This window comes from Polyangium jinanense (assembly GCF_028435365.1).
The window spans coordinates 1-24,122 of record NZ_JAGTJJ010000105.1; the positions used below are offsets into that span (position 1 = coordinate 1).

Here is a 24,122-nt window from a genome sequence, read left to right on the forward strand (position 1 = left end):
GCTGTTCGCCCCTCGACCCGAACCAGGGCAAGCCCTGGACCATTTGGGGAAGAACTGCGCGATGCGCAGTTCTTCCCACAGGCCGGTGGCAAGACCAGGAAGGTGCGTTGCACGCTGGCGACGGGCACGTTGCCCGTTGAACCGTCAGCGTTGGTTGGCAGGATCGTCGTTGGTCTTGACCTGGCCTGTTCGATGAACTGCGCATCGCGCAGTTCATCGACCCCGGGTCCAGCGCTTGCGCAGGCCCCGCGTCCAGGGGCGGATAGCCCCGGTGGGGCCTGGGGCAAAGCCCCAGCGAAGCGCCTACCAGATGCTGCTCCGCGCCCCTCACTCCGCGACGAGAATCCCCCGCACGGTGGACGCCTGCCCGACGCCGCTCGTCGCGATCAAAATTGGATACCCATTGTCTGCGGGCATGACGAAGCTCTTGCTCTCGCCGTCACCCAGGCTCCCGGTCTCGAGGATCGTCTTGTACATGCCGTCCTTGAACTGCATGTTGAGCTTTGCCCCGCCGCTCGCGACCACGGTCAGCCGATAGCTCGCTCCGGCCGTCCACGGGGCCCAGCTCACCCGATAGTCCCACGTCGCGTTCGTGTGCTCCAGCTTGATCATCGTGTCCGTGCTCTCGAACACGAGCGCTTGCTGCCAGGAGTCGAAGGCTCCACCGGCGCCGTTCCAGGGCCCGCGCATCGACATGCGATTGAGGTTCGTGTTCGGCACGAACTCCTTGCCGTCGCCGTCGATGAAACCGTCGGAGCTCGTCATCACGCGCAACGCGTGGGCAACGTCGAACAACTGATTCGCCACCACGCTGTCCCACTCGCCGGGCGGCTTCGTCGAGACCGTGAACTTGCTCCCGTTCTCCACGTAGATCGCGAACGGCGTATCGGTATTCCTGTCGACGAGACGGGCCCCGTAGACCTGGAGCGTCTTGATGACCTTCAGCAAACCCGGCGACGTCACCTTCGACGTATCGAAGTCCGGCGGCAGCATCAGCAGCGAGCCCATGGGGATCTGCCCCTTGTAGCCCGAGGCGCTATCGCCGTCCTCCAGGGTCGCCGGGAAGACGAAGCCGGTCTTCATTGCGGTGCCATCCAGCGACAGGGCCAGCGCGTGGTGGAACATCTCTTCCCCGTCGTCGGCTTCGTGCACGCGGATGAGACCGGCGGCGGTGCACACGCCGGACGCGCGCGCCCCCTGGGAGTAATGCGCGGGATCGCCCCAGCCCGAGCCGCCAAGGGGGGACCATGAATACATCGCCGCGGTCCAGGCGCCCGCTGCGTCTTTCTTGAGCTGCCAGAACGAATGAATGATGCCCGCCTTCTCGTCGACGATGTCCGCGTGCCCATCGCTCCCCGACGCGCCCTCGACCGAGGCGGGCCAGTGGGGGATCACCACCTCGCACGATCCGCCGACGTCGGGGCAGCTCGGGCCCGCGGCGCCGCCTTTGCCGAGCACCTGCATCGACGGGTCGCTCTCCGACGCGCGGAAGATGGTCGTCGAGAAAGCGCCTCCGCCCACCAAGGGATAGAAGGCGGGATTGGGCGTCGGCGGGATCTGGTAGTCTCCCAGGACGGGGTTCTTGGGATGGCTGTTCCACAGCGAATCGGCCGCGAAGGGTTTTTCAAAGGTCCCCCACACGCTGCCCGCGCCGGCTTCGCCGCCGGCGCCGCCCGCGCCGCCGGCTCCGCCTTCGCCCACGGAGCCCCCCGCGCCCCCATTCCCCCCGCTTCCCTCCGTCGACGAAGGTGGATTCTCGTTCGAGCTGCCGCATCCGGCGATCAAGGCATAAAGAAGGATCGAAATGGCAAACGAGCCGATGTTGCGCATGGGGGTTTGAATACCCAGCGACAAGAGGCGGGTCAACCGCGGCGCGCGACGTGAAGTGGCTCGAGGTCGAGAATCAGTAACCAGGGCCGCCTCCGCATTGCACCACCGCCGTCATACCGCAGCGGAGGTGGAATGCGGAAGCGAAGGCTGCTTGCAGCTTGACTTTCGGCGTCGCGCGGCGATCCCGCCCGTCAAACCATCGTCGACGCCGCCAGAATCGTCCACGCCTCGATCACCTGCACCACCGTGGCCGCATCCGGCGCCCGATACCCGCAAGCCGTACCGGACCGCCGTTCCGTGAACGGCACGAGCTCCGCCGCGTCCGCGCACGCCGAATTGACGAAATCAATCTCCAGGTCGAGCGGCAAAGCCGGGCGAAACGGCGAAAACGCCCCCTCGCGCGCCCGCCGCACCGCCCGCGCCGCCCCTTCACGAACACGCTCCCGCGCAGCAACCGGGGACAAGCTCCGCGCCGCATACCGGGTGATCGCCTCCTTCACCTGCACCGTCTCCACCTCGCCCAGGATCTCCCGCGCCTGCGCGCACACCGTCTGATCCCCCGTGACGAGCGCCACGGGGATCCCGAGCGCGCCGCACACGGCCGCATTGATGGCCGTCTCGTTGAAATCGCGTCCACCGACGCGGCAGCGCGCCACCACCCGACCAAAAAACGTATGGTCCAGAATGCCCGCGCGACTCCCAGCGCCCGCGTGGTACCCAACGAAAAGCGCGCAGCCGAAGCCGGGCGCGATGCCCTGCACCATCGAGAGCGGCTTCAACGAGCCCGTGACGATCTCCGCCCGCGGATCAAGCTCATCGAGCAGGAGGTTCCGCATGTCGCCATGCGAATCGTTCACGAGCACGCTCGTCGCGCCGCCTTCGAATGCGCCCGTCACGGCAGCGTTCGCCTCGTACGTCATCCACCGGCGCGCCCGCTCATAATCAGCCCCCGTCCGCCGCGTCTGGTCCACATGGACCACCCCGGCGACCCCTTCCATGTCGACGCTGATGTAGACCTGCATGCGCGGGCCTATAGCATGGGTGTCTTGTTTCTTGGGGGCCGCTGCGCTGGGGCTTTGCCCCAGGCCCCACCGGGGCTGTCCGCCCCTGGACCCGGACCAGCGCAAGCGCTGGACTCGGGGTCGATGAACTGCGCGATGCGCAGTTCATCGAACAGGCCGGTGGACTCGTTTCCGTGGAGACGTCAGCGCCGCCGGCCCGTTCGATGGCGTGGGCCGTTCAAGCGGGAAGAGCCAGTCGAGGCTCGGCGTTGCTCGCCGCCCCGACGAACCGGAGAGGGGCGTATTGCTACGGAGCGAAGGAGTACGGAATGCGTTTTGGCGAGAAGGCAAGGTTTGCTGTTTGTCTCTTGTTGACGGTCACGGCCTGTGGAACGTCGTCGCCTCCTGCCGGAGGAGGAGGCGGCGGTGGAGAAGGAAGCCAAGAGAACGGGCCCGCGAGCTCAGGCACCGGTTCGTCAACGAGCAGCGGGTCAGGCGGCCATGGCGGAGCAGGAGGCGGGGATGCGGCGTGTGTAGAAGCTTGTAACAAAGCGGCGGCGCTGATAGCCGAGTTCGGGTGCAACAGTGATCCCGGCGAATGCGACTGCAGTCCCGATTGCGCGGACGAGCTCGCGGCGTGGGTCGATTGCATGCCGCACCCCCAGGACACCTCCGCGTGCTCGTGCAACGCCGCCAATGAGCTCGACTGCGACAGCACAGTGTGCGCGGCAGAGCAACAAGCCTTCTCGGCCTGCTACTACAAGTAGGATCTCCTGCCGTAAAGGCGTTTCGCTGGGGCGTTGCCCCAGGCCCCACCAGGGGCTATCCGCCCCTGGACCTGGACCAGCGCAAGCGCTGGACTCGGGGTCGATGAACTGCGCGATGCGCAGTTCATCGAACAGCCGCACCTCCGTGGTCTTGTCACGGGCCCGTTGGAAGAACTGCGCGCAGCGCAGTTCTTCCACCAAAGGTCCAGGGCTTGCCCTGGTTCGGGTCGAGGGGCGAACAGCCCCCGCGGGGTCCGGGGCGGCGCCCCGGCGCGATGGCCCAGCGGAGATCGATAGGTGTCCTTTTTGCGTGTGCCGTGCTACCCATGGCGCCGCCATGACGAACAGCCTTTTCTACGGCTTCTTTCATCGCTTCTGTCGGCGAACGCTCGGGAGGTTCCTTTCGTGTGTCCTCGTGCTCCCCGCGGCGTTTGGTGCGTGCGGCGGCGCTGCGCCCCCTCCCTCCGCGGACGCCACGGATGCGACGGGCGGTCCCACAGCCGAAACGCCTGGCCCCCAGAAGGTATGTGAGCACCTGCATTCCGTCATTTCGCAGGAGCTCTCGACCGCCGGGCGCGGGGGGCACGAAGGCAAAGAGCAAGAGTTCATTCGGGAGTGTCTGGAGGAGGAGTCTGCTGGACGGGCTGATGGCGAGAAGCGCTGGGCAGGCCGTGCGGCCTGCTTCCTCGCCGCGAAGACGGGCGACGACGTCCTCGCCTGCGAAGAAAGCCACCCCTTTCCGAGCGTTCCCCTCGATTGCGATCGATTGCTCACGCCGGAGGATATCCAAGCGGACCTCGGCATTTCGATGAGGCCGTCAGTCGACGACGAAGAGCCGCCCTCGACGGAGAACAACTGCAGTCGAGACTTCCACGCGGAGGATGGGCGGTTCGTGATGGTTTACCTTCGATCGCACCGGACCGCGACGGAAGCCACGGCCATGGTCAGAAGGCCTCATGAGCAGGCGACGCAGGTGAAACTCCTGTCCGGCCTGGGCGACGCGGCACAACGTCTCGTGACGGACTCGTTGTGCAATGTGGCGGTGGCGAAGGGCCGCGTCACCATGGTCGTGACCCTCAATGCGCGGCAGCAGGCGTGCGCGTTCGACGCACTCGAGCGCCTGGCGGCCAAGGCGACGGCGCGTTTGCCCTGACGTCCTGCGCCCCTTCCGAGCCTACCTCCCCGCGCGCCGACCTGTCTTCGCGCCCCTTCCAAGCTCACCTCCCCGCTCGCCGACCTGTCTTCGCTCCCCTTCCAAGCTCACCTCCCCGCGCGCCGACCTGTCTCCGCGCCCCTTCCAAGCTCACCTCCCCGCTTGGGGACCTGCCTTCGCTCCCCTTCCAAGCTCACCTCCCCGCGCGCCGACCTGTCTTCGCGCCCCTTCCAAGCTCACCTCCCCGTTCGCCGACCTGTCTTCGCGCCCCTTCCAAGACCACCTCCCCGCTTGGGGACCTGCCTTCGCTCCCCTTCCAAGCTCACCTCCCCGCGCGCCGACCTGTCTTCGCGCCCCTTCCAAGCTCACCTCCCCGCTCGCCGACCCCTCGTCGCGCCCTCTCCGCGGGCACACCGCTTCATTCCGGATCGCCTCCGCTCCATTCCGGAGCGTCCTCGCCTCCGTGCCCATGTGCGTTTTGCCCTTTTCACGCGCATTTCCCGGCATTCTCCCGCTGGCATTCCCCTTGCTGGGTCTGCCTCCCGAACCCGCGGCGCGACATCCCGTCGCGTCCGTTTCCAGCGAGGTGTCTCTCCCATGTCGACGACCACCACCCCGCCAAGCTCTCCCGCGCCGAAAAAGCGACCATCTGCCGCAAGATCCACGACAACCTCGTCACCCGCGCCCAGACGGGCCCCGCCGAGCCTGCGCTCGACGCGTTCATCCTGCAGCTCGACGGCCATCACGTGAACCTCGGCAAGAACGCGGAGGCCCATTGGCTCGATGTGGTGGGTCGGCTGCGCAAGTACGTGGAGAGCCGCGCGTCCGCGGGGGACGTCAAGCGGTCGCTCGAAGGTCGGGCGCTCCTCGCTCCGCTGTTGGACGCCATGGCGCACGCGAAAGCCGTGGCCGCCGCCCGCGCGACGCGACGGTCGAAAAAGGCGGGAGAGCCGACGGCCGAGATGCCGACGGGCTAGAGCGCCCTCGGCAGCGTGCTCGCGGTTCCATGGTCTCGCCGAGGGAGAATCTCCCCGAACCGCCCCCCGGTCTCACAGCTTGCAGTAATACAAACTGATATTGTCGCAGTAGCTTCCACTACACGCCATGCCCCTGCCACTGCATAACCCGCAGGCACGATCGCGGGCGGATTCTCCTCGGAGAAGGCGCCGCCCCAGTAACACGGCCACAGCGGGGAACCATACACGGTCATGCACTCCAGATACATGTTGTCGCACCAGCCGCCGTTGCATTTCAGGCCGGTCACGAAGCCATTCGGGCAGATACGATAGTAGGTGCCCTCTTCCGAGAAAGAAGTCGTCCACGAATAGTTGTGGGCCGCGTTGGAAACCGTCTCGCAGAGAAGGGCCACGTTGTCGCAGTAGGCTCCCTGGCAACTCACGCCGGTGACCACCGTATTGCCCGGACAATAGGCCGGCGCCGTCTCTTCCGAGATCGCCGCCGTCCACGTGACCAGCGCCTCCTCGCTCACGCCAACCTGCTCCTCGCTCTCACACGCGACGTCACCGCTGCATTCCGGCTGCTCCGTCGCCACGCAACCCACACCCAGGAGGCCAGCGACGAGGACGAAACCAAGATGACCCACTCGAATACCCATGTATTTCACCTTTCGGTCAACGTTCGGGCGCTTCCGATGCGGTGGTCTGGACCATGGTTTCGTTCTTTTCCCACGCCGTCTACTTCGGCGTCGATGACAGACCCCATGGCGAGCAGTTCCGTACCATGTCCGCAACGGCGGCAGCGGAGCGAAGGCGGAGGCGGGAGCGGCAAGCGGGAGCGGGAGCGGCGAGCGAAATCCGGTTGTCTACCGTTTCTGAGCAAGGGGGTAGGTCGTGCGCCGGAGGCGCCTTATGGGTGTTGCCAGGCGCGGCGACCGCACTTGCTACGGATCCTTGCTCATTCTTCGGCGTAGCAGGTACGCTCTCGGGATGCGCATTCACACTTTCCTTGTCCATGTCTTCCTCGTCCACGCCTCGATCCTCGCCCTCTTCGGCTGCAGCGGCGACCCGGCCCCCACGAGCACCGGAGATTGCGGCGGGCTCGACTGCCCGTCTTGCGACGAGGTGAACCTCTTCGGCCCCAAAACCGATATTTGCCAATCGTCCGTCACCTGCGCCGCGGATGCCGATTGCGCGACCACGCTCGACGGCCAATGCGTGGTGGATCTCGGCACCTACACGGCCGATTTCTTCGCTGCCGGTTGCGTGGGCGGGGCATGCGCTTATCACGTCGTCACGGCTGGCTGCCCCGATCTCACCACGTGCAGCGATTGCACCGAGCAGGGCAAATCGCAGGCTTGCTACCTCAAGGGCTCGGCTGCCGCCTGCGCCGATTGCTGCAGGGGTTCGTCCGGGGGCACCTATGCCGTGCCCTTCTTCCAAGCCTGCGCCTGCGGTGCGGGCATGCCGTGTGAATCCGCGTGCAGCAATAGCAGGTACTGCGGCGGCCAAGGCCCCGAGACGGACACTTGCGTCGCTTGCCTCAAGGGAACGCTGCGCGACGAGGGCGCATGCGTTGCAAGCAGCGATTTCCAATCCGCGTGCATTCACGTGGAGGGAAACAGCGCGTGCAAAAGCTTGTCGCAATGCTTGGCGACGTGCCCCACGCCTTGAGCGCTCGGACCGCTGTTGAGGAAGGGGGTAGGTCGAGTGCCTGAAGCGAACGGTCGCCGCAAGCCGTGGGCGTGGCTTCTGCGGCATGTATTTCCATCGACGTGACGGTGTGTCCGATAGGTGTGCTCGCCGTGCAAAGATACTGCCGCGGCGGTGGCGTCGCGGTGGCGGTGTTCGTGCGCGAGGTCAAATGGGCGGGTTGTTCACCCCAAGCGCGCCGAGCCTGTGGTGGAGAGGCGGATCAGCCCGGCGAGGCTCAGGGGCCCTGCCTACGCCGCGGTGGGCCGCCGGGCCACGCTCGCGAGCAGCCCGACGCCCACGAGGCACGTGAACGCGCTCGAGCCGCCGTACGAGATCAGCGGCAGCGTGACGCCCACCACGGGGAGCAGGCCCATCACCATGCCGGCGTTGATCACCGCCTGCCAGAACACGATCGCCGCGACGCCCACAGCGACGCGGGCCTCGAAGCGGTCGCGCGCGCCCGCGGCGATCCGCAGCGCGGCGAGCACCAGCGCGAGGTAGAGCGCGAGCACCAGCGCCGTGCCGGCGAAGCCGTGCTCGTGCGCCCAGACCGCGAAGGCGAAGTCGCCGTGGGCCTCGGGCAGCGGGTAGGGCTCGCTCCCCGCGAAGCTCTTGGCGCCGAGGAGGCGGCCGGCGCCGACGAGCCGCAACGCGTGGTCGCTCTGGTAGCCGGTGGTCATCGGATCGGCGCCGTGAACGAACGCAGCGAGGCGCGCGCGCTGGTAGTCGTGCAGGGTGAGCCACACGGTCGCGAGGCTGCCGATCGCGCCGATGGCCAGGGTGACCCGAGCGCCGCGCGAAAAGCGCTCGAGCGAAAGAGCCGACGCGGCGATCAGCGCGAGCACCACCGCGGTCCCGAGATCCGGCTGGAGCAGCACGGGGATCAGCGTGCAGGCGACGAGCCCCGCCGGGAGCGCGAGATCGCGGAGCGGTCGCGGGCCTTCGGCGGGACGAGAAAAGCAGCTCGCGAGCGCGAGCACGAGGCCGAGCTTGAGGGGCTCGGACGGCTGCACGTTGAGGCGCCCGAGGTGCAGCCAGCGGTGCGCGTCGTTGACCCCCGACGCGGCGAACGTGGCGATGGTGGCGAGGATCAGCGCGCCGTGAATCAAGAGCGCTCGGCGGTCCTTATGCCGGCGGAGATCCGCGGGCGCAACGAGGAGCGCCGCGGCCGAACCGACGATGAGCCACGCGAGCTGCCGGGGCCAGAGTGCGCTTTGCTCGGGGAGGGCGAGCCCCGCCGAGCGCACCGTCGCGAGCCCGATGGCGGCGAGCGCGACGGCGGCGCCGACAACGACGAGGAGGGGACGGTTTCGCACGGCGCGGATCATCGGGAGCCTCTTTCCTTGCCGGCGAAGTAGGCGCGCAGCGTGTCGTCCGCGATGGCGGTCGCGACGCGGTGATCCGCGAAGGACCGGCCCTGGACGAGGACGACGATGGCCACCTCGGGGGCGTCCGCAGGCGCGAAGCCCGCGAACCAGCCGTTCGTCTCCGGCATGCGGATGGGGCGCGCGGGCGGCTCGTCGTCCGGTGGAGCGTCCTCCGCTTCGATGTAGGCCGTGGGCATCAGGAAGAGCTCGCGCGAGTCGGACGCGCCTAGAGTGCCGGCCACGCTGGCTTGCAACCCGCGAAGCTCGCTCGCACGGGCGCGCAGCGCGGCGCGGACCCGCGCGAGATCCGCGGCCGGAACGTCCACCTGCCGCGCGGGCGCTGGCACGTCGCTCACGACGATCTGCGGCGTGCGCACGGTGCCGCCGTTCGCGAGGGCCGCGTAGGCCACCGCGAGCTGGATCGGCGTCACCCGCACGACGCCTATCCCGATCGCGGCGTTGAGGCTGTGGCCCGCGCGAAAGGGGCCCGGATCGGCGCGCTCGAACCAGGCGCGGCTCGGGACGAGCCCGGCGAGCTCTCGGCCCATCTCGATGCCGGTGGGCGCGCCGAGGCCGAATCGCCTGGCCTTGCCGACGATGGCGTCGAGCCCGAGGCGCGCGGCTTGATCGTAGAGCCACACGGAACAGTTCTCGACGAGAGCGTGATCCAGATCGACCCGACCGTGGGTGTGCGTGCAGCGGAACAACCGGAGCCCGAGGGGGTAATAACCCTTGCACTCGACCGAATGCTCGGCGGCAGCGCGATCCGAGGCGAGCGCCGCCAGCGCCGTGAAGGGCTTGATGGTCGAGCCCGGCGGCTCACTCTCCAGAAGCGCGCGGTTGAGCTCGGAGCCCGCCGGGACGGCCACGCCGCGATCGAGCAGGTTGGGATCGAACGCGGGGCGTGACGTGATCGCGAGCACGCGGCCGGTGTGCACGTCGATCAGCACCGCGGCGCCTTTGCGCTGCTCGTGGCGAGTGAACGACTCGTCGAGCGCGCGCTCGAGATCCATGTCGAGCGTCAGCGTCACGTCGTGCCCGGCGCGCGGCGCCTCGCCCGTGGGCGCCACCGGGCCGACGATCCGCCGCGACGCGGCCACGAACGCGTGGCCCGGCGAGCCGCGCAAGGTGCGATCTCGCGCGCGCTCGACGCCGGTGCGGCCGACGCGATCCCCCGGCAATTTGCCTGGATCTTTCGCGATGTCGGCCGGCGAGACCTCGTTCATGTACCCGATCGCGTGCGCGCCGAGGGGGCCGAACGGGTAGCGCCGCCCCGCTCGTTCGACGAGCTTGATCCAGGAGAGCGCGCGGTCGTCGCGGATCGCCTGAAGTCGCTCGGGATGGACGTCGCGGCGCACGAGGAGCAACTGGTCGCGCTTCGCTGCGGGCACAGCGTCGAGCTTCTGGCGGAGGCGGCTCTGCTCGTCATCGCTGAGGCCGAGCGCGGCGGCGAGGCGGGGCACCTTCTCCTCCGGTCGGGCGAGCATCCGATCGGGGACGACGTAGGCGTCGACGGCGACGCGATCCTCGGCGACGACGCGGCCGCGCGCGTCGCGGATCACCCCGCGGCTCGGCGCGAGGCGCACTCGTTTCACGCTGGCAGCTTCGAGGCGGGCCGCGTGCTCTGCGCCGTGCACGATCTGCAGGTGGACGCCGCGAGCCGCGAGGCCGAGGAGCGCCGCGCCGACGAACCACGACATGCCTCGCACGCGGCGTCCGAGGTGGGTGTGTGCGTCAGGGGCGCTCGTCGCCTCGTGGACATCGGGGATCGGGGCGGTGTCGTCGGGCATCACGGTCCTCCGTACATCGAGGGGTCAGCACGCGTCGTGAGAGCAAAGAGGAACGCGGCGAGGGCCCGCCGGTCTTCCCCTTCGTAGCGGGCGAGCGACGCGTCAATTCCGCGAATCGGACGGTGTCCGACACGTGGACGACTGGGGGTGCGGAGGCGGAGGCGGAGGCGCGTGCGCTTGCGCGTGCGGAGGCGGAGGCGGAGGCGGAGGCGGAGGCGCAAACGCAAACGCAAACGCAAACGCAAACGGGGGCGGGGTCAGGCGAGCGAAAACTCAACGACCAAATGTGGAATTGGTTCGTCGAGGGAAAACCCACGATCCACCCCGAATGGGGCAAGGGGGGTTGGAATGGGAGCCGTGATCCTGGGGTGAGAAGGTGTTCCACAGGCGTCGCCGGCCTCCGCTCCCCAGAACCAACCTCACCCCCAACCCCCTCTCCGCGCGGCGGAGAGGGGGCGAAAGGCGCTGGCTCAAGCCGAAAACTCCCTCCCTCTCCACTGTGTGGAGAGGGAGGGTTGGGGTGGGTGAGGCCTCCTGCGCACTCGAATGACCAGCCCCCCCGCGGCAACTCATGGCTCCGTGGAGGTGCCGCATGGTGCACGGACGAACGGTGCGAGACTTCTGGTGTGGTGCGTCGGGGGAAAAGCGGACACGTGGCGTTCTCGCCGCCCTTGGCTTCTTTTCCGCGGCGCTGCTCCCTGCGTGCAGCGGTTGCCAGGTCGAGATCGAGCGCAGCACCGCGACGCATGCGGACGGCCTCTATCGCCACCTCCTCGTCGGAGGAACGGAGCCCGACGGCGCGTTCGTCCTGGCGCTGCACGAGCGCGCGCCGGGGGATGAAGAGCTGGTCCTGGTCTCGCTTGCAGAGGGCGAAAAGCGCACCTGCTCGCTGGGCAAGGCAGCCTGGTACACCACGCTCCAGCCGCAACCCCCCTGGTACGGCGATGACGAGCCGTCCGTCGACCCTCGCCCGGCACGTATCCTGACGCTCGAAGGAGACATCGGGGCCAAGAGCGGGGACCTGCTCATCTTCGATGCGTCCTGCGTGGAGCGCATGCGCGTGCCCTCGGTCGAGGGCTGGTTGTGGCCGCTCTACGGCGCCCAGGGCAAACACGTGGGCTACGCCGCGCGGACGACGTCCGGGAAGGTCGTGACGATCGATCCCTGGGCCGGCTCGGTGCACACGATCGCCGAGAACGTGAGCTTCTCGACCTACATGCTCGACAAATTCTGGCTGATCGAGGGCGGGAGCGTGGTCGTGCGCGATCGCGATGGGAAAACGTTGCAAACTGCAGGCTCGGGCGTCACCGAGCTCGCGACGTATTCCGGAGACCAGGTGGCTTATGTGGATGCGAAAGGCCTCTGGGTGCTGAAACTGGGCGATCCCGAGCCCACGGCCATCCCCACGGCGGCCGCGCCGTGCAAACCCGAGTACTTCTACACGGGCTCGATACAGCTCGCCTACCGGGACGACTGCGCGGCCGGCGTGCTCGCGGTCCGGGACCTGACGACCGGGGACACACGCGTCCTCTCCGATAAGGTCACGTCCACGCGTTTCCGCTACGACCCTTCGATGTCGTGGATCTTCTTCGAGCGCGAGGAGCCTGGGAAGAAGCGCGAACTATGGGCCGTCCCGGGGGCTGGCGAGCCCGTGCTCGTCGGGACGAATCCGAGGCCCAACTGGTATCCTGGGCGGTCCGCGGCGGGCTTTTTGTTCGACCTCGATCACGACGGCGCGGCCGGCACGCTGGGAACCTGGACGCTGGAGGGCGGTTTTTCTCCGCTCCTCGAGAACTCCGCGGGGTCATGGGGAGGGTACACCGACCATTTCGCCGCGTTCGCGGACGTGCAGGAGGATGTCGGGACGCTCGTCGTGTACGACAGGAACACGCTGGCCGAAGCTCTCCGGATCCCGCGCGTCCACAGCTCGACCCCGACCTTTGCCCGCCAGGTGGCCGCTCTCGGCTACGTTCACGACTGGGACGACGCGCTCGGGGAAGGCACCCTCGGGGTCTGGATCCCCTACAACGGACAGCAGATCGACGTCGATACGGGCGTCACCGAATTCACCGAGATCTTCTGGCCCGAGCCCGGCATCCTCTACGCCGTGCGCGCGCCCGAACGCGCGGGCCTCTGGACAGCCTATCCGGACCTCTAGGCATCGGCCCGCGCGCGCCACGTCGGGGCCACGACCCCGTGGCCCCCCGAAAGCACACCCCCGCCTCCTGCGCACTCGAATGACCACCCTCCCCGCGGCAACTCATGGCTCCCGTGGAGGTTTCGCATGGTGAACGGACGAACGGCGCGAGGGTTCTGGTGTGGTGCGTCGGGAGAAACGCGGAGACGGGGCGCGCTCGCCGCCTTCGGCTTCTTGGCCGCGGCGCTGCTCCCTGCGTGCAGCGCTGAGGTCGAGATCGAGCGCAGCCCCGCGATGCACGCGGACGGCCTCTATCGCGGGCTCTTCGTCGGAGGATCGAAGCCCGACGGGACGTTCGTCCTGGCGCAGCACGAGCTCGCGCCGGGGGATGAGGAGCTCGTCCTGGTCTCGCTCGCAGAGGGCGAAAAGCGCACCTGCTCGCTGGGCAAGGCATTCTTTTACCACACGGCCCAGCCGCAACCCCCTCCCGAGTTCGGCGTGAGCGAGCCGTTCGTCGACCCTCGCCCGACACGTATCCTGACGCTCGAAGGAGAGCTCGGGGCCGAGAGCGGGGACCTGCGCGTCTTCGACGCGTCCTGCGTGGAGCGCATGCGCGTGCCCTCGGTCGAAGCGCCGGTGCAGATCATCGGCGGGTCCACGCCCCGCGCCTACACCGCGCAGACGACGTCCGGGGAGGTCGTGGTGATCGATCCCTGGGCCGACTCGGTGCGCACGATCGCCGAGAGCGCGAGCTTCTGGCAATACCGGCAGGACAAGTTCTGGTTGATCGAGGGCGGGCGCCTGGTCGTGCGTGATCTCGATGGGAACATCTTGCAAACCGCGGGCGAGGGCGTCACCGAGGTCGCGGTCCCGTATTCCGGAGACGAGGCGGCTTATGTGGATGCGACGGGCCTCTGGGTGCTCGAGTCGGGGGACCCCGGGCCCATCGCCATCCCCACGACGGCCGCGCCGTGCAAACCCCAATACGGCTTGGGGGGGGCCCCGCTGAAGCTCATATACCGGGACGACTGCGCGGCCGGCGTGCTCGCGGTTCTGGACCGGGAGACGGGGGACACACGCCTCTTCTCCAGCGGGGTCACGTCCGCGTATGCCGCGAACCACATTACGATGTCGTGGGTCTTCTTCGAGCGCGAGGAGCCTGGGAAGAAGCGCGAGCTCTGGGCCATCCAGGGGGCCGGCGAGCCCATGCTCGTCGGGACGAATCCGAGCCCCACCTGGTTTGCTTGGCCGCGCAAGGAGGACTTTCTGGTCGAGCTCGATCACGACGGCGCGACCGCCACGCTTGGAAACTGGACGCCGGAGGGCGGTTTTGCTCCGCTCCTCGAGAACTTCTGGGATGGATGGGCAGGGATGAAGGGCTATTTCCCCACGCTCACGGACCCCGAGGAGGATCTCGGGACGCTCGTCGTGCTCGACACGACGACGCTGACCGAAGCGCTCCGGATCCCGGGCGTCCACCGCATGACCCCGGACTTTGTCACCCAGGGGCGCACCCTCCGCTACATTCACGACTGGGACGACGCGCTCGGCGCAGGCACCTTCGGGGCCTGGGTCCCCGCCACCGGAAAGCAGCTCGACGTCGATACCGGCGTCACCGAATCCGGCGAGCTCTTCTGGCCCGAGCCCGGCGTCGTCTACGCCGTGCGCACGCCCGAACGCGTGGGCATCTGGACAGCCTATCCGAAGCTTTAGGCATCGGCCCCCGGCGCCCCCTTCCATGATGCGCGGGCCTATAGCATCGTCCGGCCCCCGCCCCCCATGAGCGCCCTCTCCGCCTTCGCCTTCTACCCCGTCTGGGCCCTCGCCCTCCTCGTCGGGTTCGTCTCGCTCCGCCTCGGCCGCTCGCGTGGCTACGCGCTCCCGCTCCTCTGCTTCGCGCAAGGCGTCTGGGTGACCGGCCTCGTGCTGTTCGCGACCCCGAACACGAGCCACATCGCCGAGCGCGTGCTGCCGTCGGGCATCGTCCAGGGTGCGGGCTTCCTCCACGCCGCCGAGGCCCTCGCGGGGAAGCCCCGGCGCAAGCTCGTCGCGGGCGCCTGGATGGCCACCGGCGCGTTCGCAACACTCGGCGCCGCGGCCCCTCGCCTCTTCTACGGCCCCGGCGCACGCGGCATGGGGCCGGCCTTCGTCCCCTTCGCCGCCCTCGGCGTCGCGGCGGCCGTGGCGATGCTCGCCTACCTCGCGGCCCGCGCGCAGAGCGCTGCCGGCGATGAGCGACGCGCCCTCGTCACGCTGCTCGGCGCGGCGGTCCTCGGCTGCCTCGGCGGCGGCGGGGCCATCAGCGCCTTCATCCTCGGCATCGGCCCCCTCTGGATCGCCGCCCCGCTCATGCTCGGCTCGACCTTGCTCGCCGCGCACGCGACGCTCGGCCGCGAGCAGGGCAAAGCAAGAGCCCTCGTGCGGAGCGGCATCGTCTACGCCGTCATCACAGCGAGCGTCTCCACGGTCTTCGTCACGGCGTACGCGTTCGCGCTGCCGTACCTCGTGCCGGCGCAGGGATCGACGTTCACGTTCGTCGCCGGCGCGCTCGCCGTCACCTTCTTCGCGGCGCTCCCGGTCGATCCGCTGCGGCAGATCGTCGTCGACGGGATCGGCCGGCGCGTCGCCGAAAACCCCATCGGCGTGCGTGACCTCGCCGAGGCCGTCGATCGCAGCGAAGCACGCGCGGATCAGGCCGAGCGGCTCGCCGAGATGGGTCGTATCGTCAGCGCCGTCGCCCACGAAATCCGCAATCCCCTCGGCGTCATGCTCGCGCAGGCCAAGATCCTCGAGCGCCGCGGCGCCGACCCCGAGACCCTCGCCGGGCTCCGGCAAGAAATCGCGAACGCCCGGCGCTTCCTCGACGATCTGCTGCGCTACGGCAAGCCCCGCCCGCTCGATCTCGCCGTCGCCCCGGTGCTCGCCGAGGTCACACGCGCTGCCGAGGCCGCGCGCGCCGCGTTCGGCGACCTCGCCGCGCCCGTCGACGTCACCGGCGACGCCACGCTCAGCGCCGAGCTCGACCGCGCGGCGCTCGGCGACGTGGTGAAGGTGCTCGTCCACAACGCGCTCGTCGCCCTGTCGACCGCGGACGCCGGCGGTCGCGTCACGATCGAGGTCGCAAGCGAGGGCGACGAGGCCGTCGTGCGCGTGACCGACGACGGCCCCGGCGTCCCCGTCGAGATCGAGCCGCGCCTCTTCGAGCCCTTCGTCACGGGGCGCGGCCGCGACGCCTCGCACCCCGGCACGGGCCTCGGCCTCGCGATCGCGGCGCGCTGGACCGAGCGCCACGGCGGCTCGCTCCGCCACGAGCGTCCCGGCGCCGGGGGCGCGCGCTTCATCGCCCGGTTTCCGAGGACGGCGCGCGTGGTCAACGCCGCCCCGATGGACCAGACTCGCGCCCGATGAACCGATCCTCCGCCTCGATTCTCGTGGTCGACGACGACGCCGGCTTCCGGCGCGCCTGGCGCACCCTCCTCGAAGCGGAGGGCCTCGTGGTGCTGGAGGCCGGCGCCGCCGAGCCGGCCCGCGCGACGTTCCTCGCGAAGCGCCCGCGCCTCGTCCTGCTCGACCTGATGCTGCCGCCCTCGGGCCTGCCGAAGGAGGGCGCCGCGCTGCTCGATGTGTTCCTCGCGGCCGAGCCACGCGTGAAGGTCGTGGTGGTGTCGGGGACGGGCGAGACGCAACTCGCGCTGGATCTCGTGCGGCGGGGGGCCTACGACTTCATCGAGAAGCCGGTCGACCCCGACGTCCTGCTCGCCGTCCTCGCGCGGGCCCGGGCGCGGCTCGATCTGGAGGATCGCGTCACCGAGCTCGAAGACCGGCTCGCGGCGACGGGTGAAGCCGGCCTGCTCGGCAGCTCCCCGGCCTTCCTCGAAGCGCTTTCCATTGCCGAGCGCGCCGCGCCGGCCGATCTGCCCGTGCTCGTCACGGGCGCGTCGGGCACCGGGAAAGAGCTCTTCGCCCGGCGCGTGCATGCGCGGAGCCGCCGCCGCGAGGGGCCGTTCGTGGCCGTCAATTGCGGGGCGCTCACGCCTTCGCTGCTCGAATCGACGCTCTTCGGCCACAAGAAAGGCGCGTTCACGGGCGCCATCGCGGACGGGCGTGGCCTCTTCGTCGAGGCGGACGGCGGAACGCTGTTCCTCGACGAGATCGGCGACCTCGAGCTCGCGCTCCAGGTCAAACTCCTCCGCGCGCTCGAATCGGGCGAGGTGTTGCCCGTGGGCGCCGGAAAACCGGTCCGCGTCGACGTCCGTATCGTGTCGGCGACGCATCGGCCGCTGGAACAGATGGTCCGGAGCAGCACCTTCCGCGAGGACCTCTACTGGCGCATCCGGGGGATCGAAATCACGCTGCCGAGCCTCGTCGATCGGACCGGGGATCTCGCGGTCCTGGCGCAACACTTCCTCAACGAGGCGCGGGCGCTCGTGCCGGGCGCCGGGCCCACGACGCTGTCGAAAGAGGCCCTTCGGCGGCTCGAAGACCACGATTGGCCGGGCAACCTGCGCGAGCTGCGGCACGAGATGCAGCGGGCCCTCGTGATGGCGGCCGGCCGCTCGGAGATCCTCGAAGCGGACCTCTCCCCGGCGCTCCGTCGCTCACGGTCGGCGGCGGCCGTCGAGGCGCCCGCGGAGGACACGTCGCTCACGCTGGAGCAGAAGATCGAGCGCCTGGAGCGCGCGGAGATCACGCGCGCCCTCGCGGAATGCCAGGGCAACCGGAGCCAGGCCGCGCAGCGGCTCGGGCTGTCACGCCAGGGCCTCTTGAACAAGCTGGATCGGTACGGCTTGCGCTGACGGAGGCGCTATCCGCGCGCTCCCCTCGGCCGGCCGGGGCGGGTCCAGCGCTCGAGGATCACCGCCGCGACGAGCGCGAACGGTGCGAGGGACGGGGTGAGCACGAGGCCCATCACGAACCCGAACCACGCCCCCTGCAGGGGCTCGCCCTCCCACAGGAACAGGAGCGCGAACGTCACGGCCATCACCCCGAAGTAGCCGAAAACCGCAGCCCCGGCGAGCGTGAGGGTGCGTGCCTTGCGGAGGTCTCGGGCCAGCGCGCCGAGCAGCCCTCCGACGAGCGCCGCGGGCAGGAGTGCGGCCAGCAGGATGCGCCCCAGGAACGAGACCGTCTGCTGGTGCTCAGCCCTATCCGCGCCGACGGTGTCTCCGTACGAGAAGGTCCACAGGGCATAAAAGACGAGGTAGGCCACGAGCGTCGCCACGCCGAGCGCGACTCCCTTCCAGACCTCCGACGTGACACGAATTCGTCCCACGGTTCCTCCCAGGTTCCTTTTGCCCCGCGGCGCATCGCAAAGGCAGTGCCACGCCGGTTCTTCCGAGATTCGCAAGCGAGCCGGGCCGCGATGTCCAGCCGTTGGAGGGAGGTGTCCACGCGCTGGACAGTCGAGCTTGACGGCAGGTCGCGTGGAGAGCGGCTGGGCCGCGGCGCGCGGCCTCGGAGCGGGTTGGCATCACGCTTGCGATGTCGACGCGGCATGACGTCCACGAAGCCCCACGACGCTCTCCCCCTCGGAACCCTTCTCGGCCGCGCCGTCACGGTGGTCTTCGCCGTGGCGACGCTCCTCCTCGTGCTCGTGATGTTCGACTTCCGCATCCCGTACAAGCCCGGCTTCGGCCTGATCATCGTGGCCACGCTGCTCGGCCTCGGGGCCTCGGTATGGTGGCTCGGGGGACTCGCGGGGCGCGCCATCGAGCAGCGCGGGGGCGCGGCCGTGGCATGGGGTCCACTCGCCGGCCTCGCAACCCTCGCGATCACCGCATTTTCACTCGCGTTGGCGAGCGCCGCGCAGATCGAGCACGACCGCGGATTCAGCCTGGCGCAGGCGGCGTGGGATTATTTCGGCAAGCCGTTCGTGTTCACGATGGCCTACGGAGCCATTCCGGCCGCGCTGATCGGGCTTCTCTGCGCCGGCGCGATTCACGGCGCCATCACCCTGATGCGCAGGGCGCCCCTCGAGGACGCGCCCTGAGAGGCGCTTCGCTGGGGCGTTGCCCCAGGCCCCACCAGGGGCTATCCGCCCCTGGACCCGGACCAGCGCAAGCGCTGGACCCGGGGTCGATGAACTGCGCAACGCGCAGTTCATCGAACAGGCCGAGTCAAGACCAGCGACGACCCTGCCCATCAAGACCGCGGCGCTGACGATTCAACGGGCCACGTGCCCGTCGCCAGCGTGCAACGCACCTCCATGGTCTTGCCACCGGCCTGTGGGAAGAACTGCGCATCGCGCAGTTCTTCCACCACGAGTCCAGGGCTTGCCCTGGTTTGGGTCGAGGGGCGAACAGCCCCCGCGGGGCCCGGGGCAGCGCCCCGGCGCAGCGCCCCGGCGCGGCGAGGTGATGAATCAGAAGCCGCTGGGAACGGCCACGCACTGGCCGGGGACCAGCAGGTTCGGCACCGTGCCTGCCGGGCAATTGCCGACCGGCGGCAGACTGCTCGGCGGAGGGATCGCGCCGGGCGCAGGAACCGCGCCGCCGCTCGGGAGAGGCAGGCATACTCCGAACACGGCCGTTTGCCCCTGGGGGCAGCTCGCGACGGGTACGTTCGGGGCTGGCGGCATCGAGGGCGGCACGTACGGCGCGCCTGCTGCGTCCGTCACGCGGACGCGATACGCGTGGAGCAGATGCGTTCGCATCATCGACTCGGGGATCCACAGATATCCGCCGAGCCCCCACTGCGTCCCCCAGCTATTCTGGAACAGGAACTCCCGCCCCGTCGGCCCCATGCGATAGCCCTGCAGCACCACCGCGTGGCCGATGCCGTCCTGGCGCGGATAGTACGGCAGGTATCCCGATCGCACGCTGTTCCAGTCCCACGCTTGCCGATCGAACGCGAGCGCGACCCACACGGCCTCCCCCTCCGCGAGCAGGAGCGCCATCTGGTCGATGTCCTTTGCCTCCATGTATTCGAGCGCGTCGATGCGGTAGGCGCCCATCGAGTCGGCGCGCGCTCGCTCCGACAGCAGCATCGGGTCGTTCGCGCCGGAGCCCGGGACGACGCCCGCGTCGGACTGACAATATCCGCCATGCGCCGGCGACGAGATGCGGCACGCCTTCACCTTGTCGAAGGGCCACACCGGATCGACGGCGAGCGGTCGGCCCTTGAGGACGCCGAGATCGTTCGGCTGCGTGTAGGTCGCGAAGATGTGCAGGGGCGACACCACGTCGTAGCGCCCCCGCCGCCGGATCGCGTTGTCCATCACGGACGACATCGCGAACCCCGAGCACGCCCCGACCGGGTTTTGATCCTTCACCGGGCCCGTCAGCCCCTGCGCGCGATGGTCCACCTGGGCCGGCAGCGAGCCTGCCGCGATCGCCCTCGGCACGTACGCGACGGCGTTCGTGGCCGTCCGGATCGCTGCACAATCGATGAGCCGCGTCACCTCGGGCGGCAGCCCCGGGAGCGGGCACGGCATCGTCTTCTGCGCCGCGATGATCATGTCCAGCATCGCCGAGCCCAGCGCCGGCTGCGCGGGTTGCGCCTGCGGCATGGGCTGCGTCGGATACGGCTGCGCCACGTAGGGCTGCTGCGGCGGCGCGGGTGGCGGGCTCTTGGAGCAGGCCGCGAGTAGCGAGGCCGTGAGCACGAGCGCCCGCGGTGCGAGGCGGGGGTGGCGGTCGGAGCGAGGCGAGCTTGGCATACGTACGGATGAACGCAGCGGGTCGGCGGATGTTACACGACTGTACGACGCCCGAGCACGATCCTGCTCCCGCCTTCGCCCTCCGCCCTGGGTGGCTATGGCCGGGCGCCCTTGAACCCCTCGCCTTCCCTCCCGTAGAGTGCCCGTCTCGATCGGCGCACGCCGTGACATCGCCATGAATCCGCGTTCGAAAACCTTCGTCGCCACCTTCCTCGGCCTCACCGCTTCCCTCCCCGGCTGCACGAGAGACGCCGTTCCGCAAGGCTCGCCGCCCCTTCTGCCGGCGAGCGCGTCGATGGCCGAAGCGCCCGCGCCTCCGGCGGTGAACCACGCCTCGGAGCGGCTTGATTGCGAATGGGTCCGCAAAAAGGACAACTGCTGGCAGACGATGAAGCGTGAGATCCGCGCCTGCCTCGGCCCTCTCCCGATCGAGGGCATGCTCGCGCGTGACGGAAAAATCTGCACGGCCTCGAATGCGGAGGTGCTCTTTCGACCCGAGACGCCGAAAGCGCCCACCTGGGTCCTCGACATCGAGGTGCGCGTCGCGAACAAGACCTGCTTCCGCTATCGCGACACGGGCCCGGAGACAGGGACGAGGACGGACACGCCTCGGGTACACGTCCTCGAGGGGCCGACCGGCGCGACGATTTCGTTCACGTCGGGCATGCCCCCCACGCTCGTGTGCCCCGACGGATCGACCTTCCGCGCGGGCCCTGCGGACCTGGGCCTCGAGGGATGCACCACGGAGCGTGTCTGGGAGGGCGCGCTTCCGCTGGGTGTAGGAAACTTCCACCCCGACACGTCTCCGATCTGGCTGTCGCTCGATCCACGCTGGGGGCACGTCTTCGATTGCGAGCGTCCGCGCGACTGAAGCGTCGGACGCCCGACGAGAACGCCGGCAGGTCACGCGAGCAACAGCCGACTGGCGGCTGAGCGGGGGGCCCCGCACAGGCGGGGCCCTTTGACACCTTGGCGCGCCCGTAAGGCTCGGCTACCTTCGCGTACGTGTGACGTAACCGCTCGTAACCGGCGGCGCTCCTCTCCTCAACGCATACTGCCTCCGTCAGCTCGATGCGCTCGTGGGATGGCGCTCGAGACCCGGTCCAGTGCATTGCGGCGCGGAGGCCACGGCAATCATGCGTCCATCGAGCACGGCTCGACGGATACAAAGGAGACGGCATTGACTCGCAATAAACTCATTCGGGGTCTTGGTCTGGCTACGGTGATCCTTGCCGCGGCGGCATGCCAAGGTACGGACGCGGAGGTGGACGATTTGCGCGACAGGCACAGCTCGGACATCCCAGCGCATCTGGCAGCGCTGCCAGATGCGGAGGTGGTGCAGCTCGACGACGACGCGATCCCGCGGTTCGTCACAGGGAACCTGGGCCGACTCGCGACGGCGGCTCACGTCGAAAAGACCGATTTCGGCGCGGTTCTCTCGGACATCGCCCCGGTGTTCCGCGCGGACGCGAGCGAGCTCTCGCTCCGGCGTGCCCGGATCGACGAGCAGGGGGACCAACACTTCCGCTTCTCGCAGACCAAGAACGGCTTGCCCGTCATCGGCGCGGAGCTCGTGCTTCATGTGCGGGACGGGGTGATCATCGCGGCAAACGGCGGCGCGCGGAGCGACCTACCGGCGGACGAGCTGCCCTCCATCGAGCTTTCGGACGCGCTCGGCGCGGCCCGGGACAGCTCCGAGGCGGCGGACGTCTTTGTGGAGGACGAGGCGCCGCTCGCCTATTACGCTGCCAGAAAGCGGCTCGCGCTCGTGTATCGAGTCGAGGTTCGCGGCCGGCTCGAGGACGGGACTCCGGTGCGGGACACCGTGCTCGTGGACGCGGCGGACGGCTCGATCGCGCTCCGGATACCGCACATCCACACCGCCAAGAACCGGCAGGTGTATACGGCCAGCAATTTGCCCGAACTCCCGGGGTTCCCCGTCCTCCCGGGCACGCTGGTGCGGAGCGAGGGGCAGGCAGCGAGCAGCGATACCACCGTCAACGTCAACTATGACTGGCTCGGCAAGACCTACGACTGTTACAAGAACCTGTTCGGCCGCGACTCCTACAACAACGCGGGCGCCGCGCTCGTCAGCACCGTTCATTACGACATCAACTACGTCAACGCGTACTGGGACGGGACGCAAATGGTGTTCGGCGACGGGGACGGCGTGAACTCCTCGAGCCTGGCTCATTCGATGGATGTGACGGCCCACGAGCTCACCCACGCTGTCACCGGCAGCGAATCGAACCTCACCTATTCAGGCGAGTCCGGCGGCCTGAACGAGGCGATGAGCGACATCTTCGGCGCGGTCTGCGAATGGTACCGCGATGGCCAGGTGGTGAATGGCAAGACGTGGATCGTGGGCGATGAGGTATGGACGCCGGCGACTCCGGGCGACGGCCTGCGCTACATGGCGAACCCTGCCCAGGACGGCGAATCCCTCGATTTCTACAACAGCAGCGCCGGCTCCGCCGACGTCCACCTGAGCTCGGGTATCGCCAATCTGGCGTTTTACCTTCTCTCGCAGGGCGGCACCCACCCGCAGGGCAAGTCTTCCGTCAACGTGACCGGCATCGGCATCCTCAAGGCGGCCCGGGTCTTCTACAAGGCGAACGTCGACATCCTGACCTCGAGCGCAAGCTTCCTCGACGCCAAGAACGCGACGGTGCAGGCGGCGACGCAGCTCGGGTTCACCCAGGCGGAGATCGACGCGGTCGCCAAGGCCTGGGACGCCGTCGGCGTCGTCCCGCCGCCGCCGCCCCCGGCCACCCCGCTCCAGAACAATGTGCCGCTGACCAACCTGAGCGGGAACTTCGAAGGCGCAAAGTATTACACGCTCGACGTCCCCGCGGGCGCCACGAATCTGGTCTTCACGACCAGCGGCGGCACCGGCAACGTCTTCATGGACGTCCAGTTCGGCTGGCCTTCGTTGGGCCAGGCTTGCGTGCCGACCGGCAGCGGAACCTCGCTGACCTGCACCGTTTCCAGCATTCAGGCGGGTACCTATTACGTGATGCTCCTCGGCTTCCTCCCCTATTCGGGCGTCACCCTGAAGGGCTCGTTCACCGCGCCTGCGGCCACCACCGCCGACCTCGTGATCAACGAGATCGACTATGACACCGTCGGCACGGATAGCAGCGAATACGTCGAGATCTACAACCCGGCCGGCGGCGCCGTCAGCCTCTCCGGGTGCGCGCTGGTCCTCGTCAACGGCGCGAACGGCGCTGTTTACAGCACAGTGGACCTGAGCCCGGCCGGCTCCCTCGCCGCCGGGCAATACCTCGTGGTCGGGGCGAGCGCGGTGGTGGTGCCCGCCGGCGCGAAGAGGATCAATGTCCCCACGTCGACGAACATCCTTCAGAACGACACGGAGGGCGTGGCGCTGGTGTGCGGCTCGAGCGTCGTCGACAAGCTCTCCTACGAGGGCAACGTCACCGCGGCGACCATTCCGGGCGTGGGCACCGTGAGCTTGGTGGAGGGGACGGCGTTCGCCACCGCGGATAGCAACACCTTGACCCGCTCGCTTTGCCGCCTGCCAAACGGCGCCGATACGGACAACGCCTCGGTCGACTGGGGCACCTGCTCGAGCCTCACCCCGGGCGCTCCCAACTGAAGCAATTGGTCTCATCTGGGAGCCGCTTCGCTGGGGCTTTGCCCCAGGCCCCACCGGGGCTATCCGCCCCTGGACCCGGACCAGCGCAAGCGCTGGACCCGGGGTCGATGAACTGCGCGATGCGCAGTTCATCGAACAGGCCGAGTCAAGACC

The 24,122-nt window shown here is 68.9% G+C and carries 17 protein-coding genes; 10 read left to right on the forward strand and 7 right to left on the reverse strand.

Going from position 1 to position 24,122, the window contains the following annotated elements; genetic code table 11:
- Nucleotides 1-327: 327 nt before the first annotated feature.
- Both KEG57_RS53165 and KEG57_RS53170 read right to left on the reverse strand, forming a co-directional pair.
- The gene (locus KEG57_RS53165) at nucleotides 328-1,830 is read right to left on the reverse strand and encodes a hypothetical protein (RefSeq protein ID WP_272423266.1); all 1,503 of its coding nucleotides are present in this window, start codon (nucleotides 1,828-1,830) and stop codon (nucleotides 328-330) included.
- Between the two features lie 191 nt (nucleotides 1,831-2,021).
- Nucleotides 2,022-2,852: a M55 family metallopeptidase gene (locus tag KEG57_RS53170; protein WP_272423267.1), complete on the reverse strand. Its 831-nt coding sequence runs from the start codon at nucleotides 2,850-2,852 to the stop codon at nucleotides 2,022-2,024.
- Nucleotides 2,853-3,935: 1,083 nt separating this feature from the next.
- On the opposite strand from KEG57_RS53170, the gene KEG57_RS53175 reads away from it, so the two are divergent.
- Both KEG57_RS53175 and KEG57_RS53180 read left to right on the forward strand, forming a co-directional pair.
- Nucleotides 3,936-4,751, forward strand: a complete 816-nt coding sequence (locus tag KEG57_RS53175; protein ID WP_272423268.1) for a hypothetical protein — start codon at nucleotides 3,936-3,938, stop codon at nucleotides 4,749-4,751.
- 746 nt (nucleotides 4,752-5,497) lie between these two features.
- Nucleotides 5,498-5,728 carry a hypothetical protein gene (locus tag KEG57_RS53180; RefSeq protein WP_272423269.1) on the forward strand — a complete coding sequence of 77 codons (231 nt, stop codon included), beginning with the start codon at nucleotides 5,498-5,500 and terminating at the stop codon, nucleotides 5,726-5,728.
- On the opposite strand, the gene KEG57_RS53185 is transcribed toward KEG57_RS53180, so the two are convergent.
- Nucleotides 5,725-6,366, reverse strand: coding sequence for a hypothetical protein (locus tag KEG57_RS53185; protein ID WP_272460023.1), 642 nt, complete (start codon nucleotides 6,364-6,366; stop codon nucleotides 5,725-5,727). The genes KEG57_RS53180 and KEG57_RS53185 overlap by 4 nt on opposite strands.
- A 331-nt stretch (nucleotides 6,367-6,697) precedes the next feature.
- Between KEG57_RS53185 and KEG57_RS53190 the strand changes: the two genes are divergently transcribed.
- Nucleotides 6,698-7,381: a hypothetical protein gene (locus KEG57_RS53190; RefSeq protein WP_272460024.1), complete on the forward strand. Its 684-nt coding sequence runs from the start codon at nucleotides 6,698-6,700 to the stop codon at nucleotides 7,379-7,381.
- 269 nt (nucleotides 7,382-7,650) lie between these two features.
- Here the strand turns inward: KEG57_RS53190 and KEG57_RS53195 are convergent, their stop codons facing one another.
- Nucleotides 7,651-8,718, reverse strand: a complete 1,068-nt coding sequence (locus KEG57_RS53195; protein ID WP_272460025.1) for an FtsW/RodA/SpoVE family cell cycle protein — start codon at nucleotides 8,716-8,718, stop codon at nucleotides 7,651-7,653.
- Between the two features lie 8 nt (nucleotides 8,719-8,726).
- A complete protein-coding gene (locus tag KEG57_RS53200) occupies nucleotides 8,727-10,559 on the reverse strand; it encodes a penicillin-binding transpeptidase domain-containing protein (protein WP_272460026.1) in 1,833 nt (610 codons plus the stop codon).
- A gap of 592 nt (nucleotides 10,560-11,151) precedes the next feature.
- Between KEG57_RS53200 and KEG57_RS53205 the strand changes: the two genes are divergently transcribed.
- The 4 genes from KEG57_RS53205 (at nucleotide 11,152) to KEG57_RS53220 (ending at nucleotide 17,492) form a co-directional block, all read left to right on the forward strand.
- A complete protein-coding gene (locus KEG57_RS53205) occupies nucleotides 11,152-12,717 on the forward strand; it encodes a hypothetical protein (protein WP_272460027.1) in 1,566 nt (521 codons plus the stop codon).
- Between the two features lie 126 nt (nucleotides 12,718-12,843).
- Complete coding sequence (locus tag KEG57_RS53210) at nucleotides 12,844-14,409, forward strand: hypothetical protein (RefSeq protein ID WP_272460028.1); 1,566 nt, start codon at nucleotides 12,844-12,846, stop codon at nucleotides 14,407-14,409.
- A gap of 66 nt (nucleotides 14,410-14,475) precedes the next feature.
- Entirely contained in the window at nucleotides 14,476-16,104 is a 1,629-nt protein-coding gene (locus tag KEG57_RS53215) for a sensor histidine kinase (RefSeq protein ID WP_272460029.1), read from the forward strand.
- Nucleotides 16,101-17,492, forward strand: a complete 1,392-nt coding sequence (locus tag KEG57_RS53220) for a sigma-54-dependent transcriptional regulator (RefSeq protein WP_272460030.1) — start codon at nucleotides 16,101-16,103, stop codon at nucleotides 17,490-17,492. Before KEG57_RS53215 ends, KEG57_RS53220 begins: the two co-directional genes overlap by 4 nt.
- A gap of 8 nt (nucleotides 17,493-17,500) precedes the next feature.
- Here the strand turns inward: KEG57_RS53220 and KEG57_RS53225 are convergent, their stop codons facing one another.
- Nucleotides 17,501-17,968: a hypothetical protein gene (locus KEG57_RS53225; RefSeq protein WP_272460031.1), complete on the reverse strand. Its 468-nt coding sequence runs from the start codon at nucleotides 17,966-17,968 to the stop codon at nucleotides 17,501-17,503.
- Nucleotides 17,969-18,190: 222 nt separating this feature from the next.
- On the opposite strand from KEG57_RS53225, the gene KEG57_RS53230 reads away from it, so the two are divergent.
- Nucleotides 18,191-18,685, forward strand: a complete 495-nt coding sequence (locus KEG57_RS53230; protein ID WP_272423279.1) for a hypothetical protein — start codon at nucleotides 18,191-18,193, stop codon at nucleotides 18,683-18,685.
- Between the two features lie 372 nt (nucleotides 18,686-19,057).
- Here KEG57_RS53230 and KEG57_RS56025 read toward each other — a convergent pair whose 3' ends face one another.
- Entirely contained in the window at nucleotides 19,058-20,299 is a 1,242-nt protein-coding gene (locus tag KEG57_RS56025; RefSeq protein ID WP_272427823.1) for a C1 family peptidase, read from the reverse strand.
- A gap of 229 nt (nucleotides 20,300-20,528) precedes the next feature.
- On the opposite strand from KEG57_RS56025, the gene KEG57_RS53240 reads away from it, so the two are divergent.
- Both KEG57_RS53240 and KEG57_RS53245 read left to right on the forward strand, forming a co-directional pair.
- Complete coding sequence (locus tag KEG57_RS53240; RefSeq protein ID WP_272427824.1) at nucleotides 20,529-21,224, forward strand: hypothetical protein; 696 nt, start codon at nucleotides 20,529-20,531, stop codon at nucleotides 21,222-21,224.
- A gap of 393 nt (nucleotides 21,225-21,617) precedes the next feature.
- Complete coding sequence (locus tag KEG57_RS53245) at nucleotides 21,618-23,969, forward strand: M4 family metallopeptidase (protein WP_272427825.1); 2,352 nt, start codon at nucleotides 21,618-21,620, stop codon at nucleotides 23,967-23,969.
- Nucleotides 23,970-24,122 lie beyond the last annotated feature (153 nt).

Bases quoted from the DNA above. Each gene is read 5' to 3' on its own strand.
- KEG57_RS53240 (WP_272427824.1), top strand. From the start codon at position 20,529: ATGAATCCGCGTTCGAAAACCTTCGTCGCCACCTTCCTCGGCCTCACC.
- KEG57_RS53185 (WP_272460023.1), bottom strand. From the start codon at position 6,366: ATGGGTATTCGAGTGGGTCATCTTGGTTTCGTCCTCGTCGCTGGCCTC.
- KEG57_RS53210 (WP_272460028.1), top strand. From the start codon at position 12,844: ATGGTGAACGGACGAACGGCGCGAGGGTTCTGGTGTGGTGCGTCGGGA.
- KEG57_RS53170 (WP_272423267.1), bottom strand. From the start codon at position 2,852: ATGCAGGTCTACATCAGCGTCGACATGGAAGGGGTCGCCGGGGTGGTC.
- KEG57_RS53220 (WP_272460030.1), top strand. From the start codon at position 16,101: ATGAACCGATCCTCCGCCTCGATTCTCGTGGTCGACGACGACGCCGGC.
- KEG57_RS53190 (WP_272460024.1), top strand. From the start codon at position 6,698: ATGCGCATTCACACTTTCCTTGTCCATGTCTTCCTCGTCCACGCCTCG.
- KEG57_RS53175 (WP_272423268.1), top strand. From the start codon at position 3,936: ATGACGAACAGCCTTTTCTACGGCTTCTTTCATCGCTTCTGTCGGCGA.
- KEG57_RS53165 (WP_272423266.1), bottom strand. From the start codon at position 1,830: ATGCGCAACATCGGCTCGTTTGCCATTTCGATCCTTCTTTATGCCTTG.
- KEG57_RS53200 (WP_272460026.1), bottom strand. From the start codon at position 10,559: ATGCCCGACGACACCGCCCCGATCCCCGATGTCCACGAGGCGACGAGC.
- KEG57_RS53205 (WP_272460027.1), top strand. From the start codon at position 11,152: ATGGTGCACGGACGAACGGTGCGAGACTTCTGGTGTGGTGCGTCGGGG.
- KEG57_RS53230 (WP_272423279.1), top strand. From the start codon at position 18,191: ATGACGTCCACGAAGCCCCACGACGCTCTCCCCCTCGGAACCCTTCTC.
- KEG57_RS53215 (WP_272460029.1), top strand. From the start codon at position 14,476: ATGAGCGCCCTCTCCGCCTTCGCCTTCTACCCCGTCTGGGCCCTCGCC.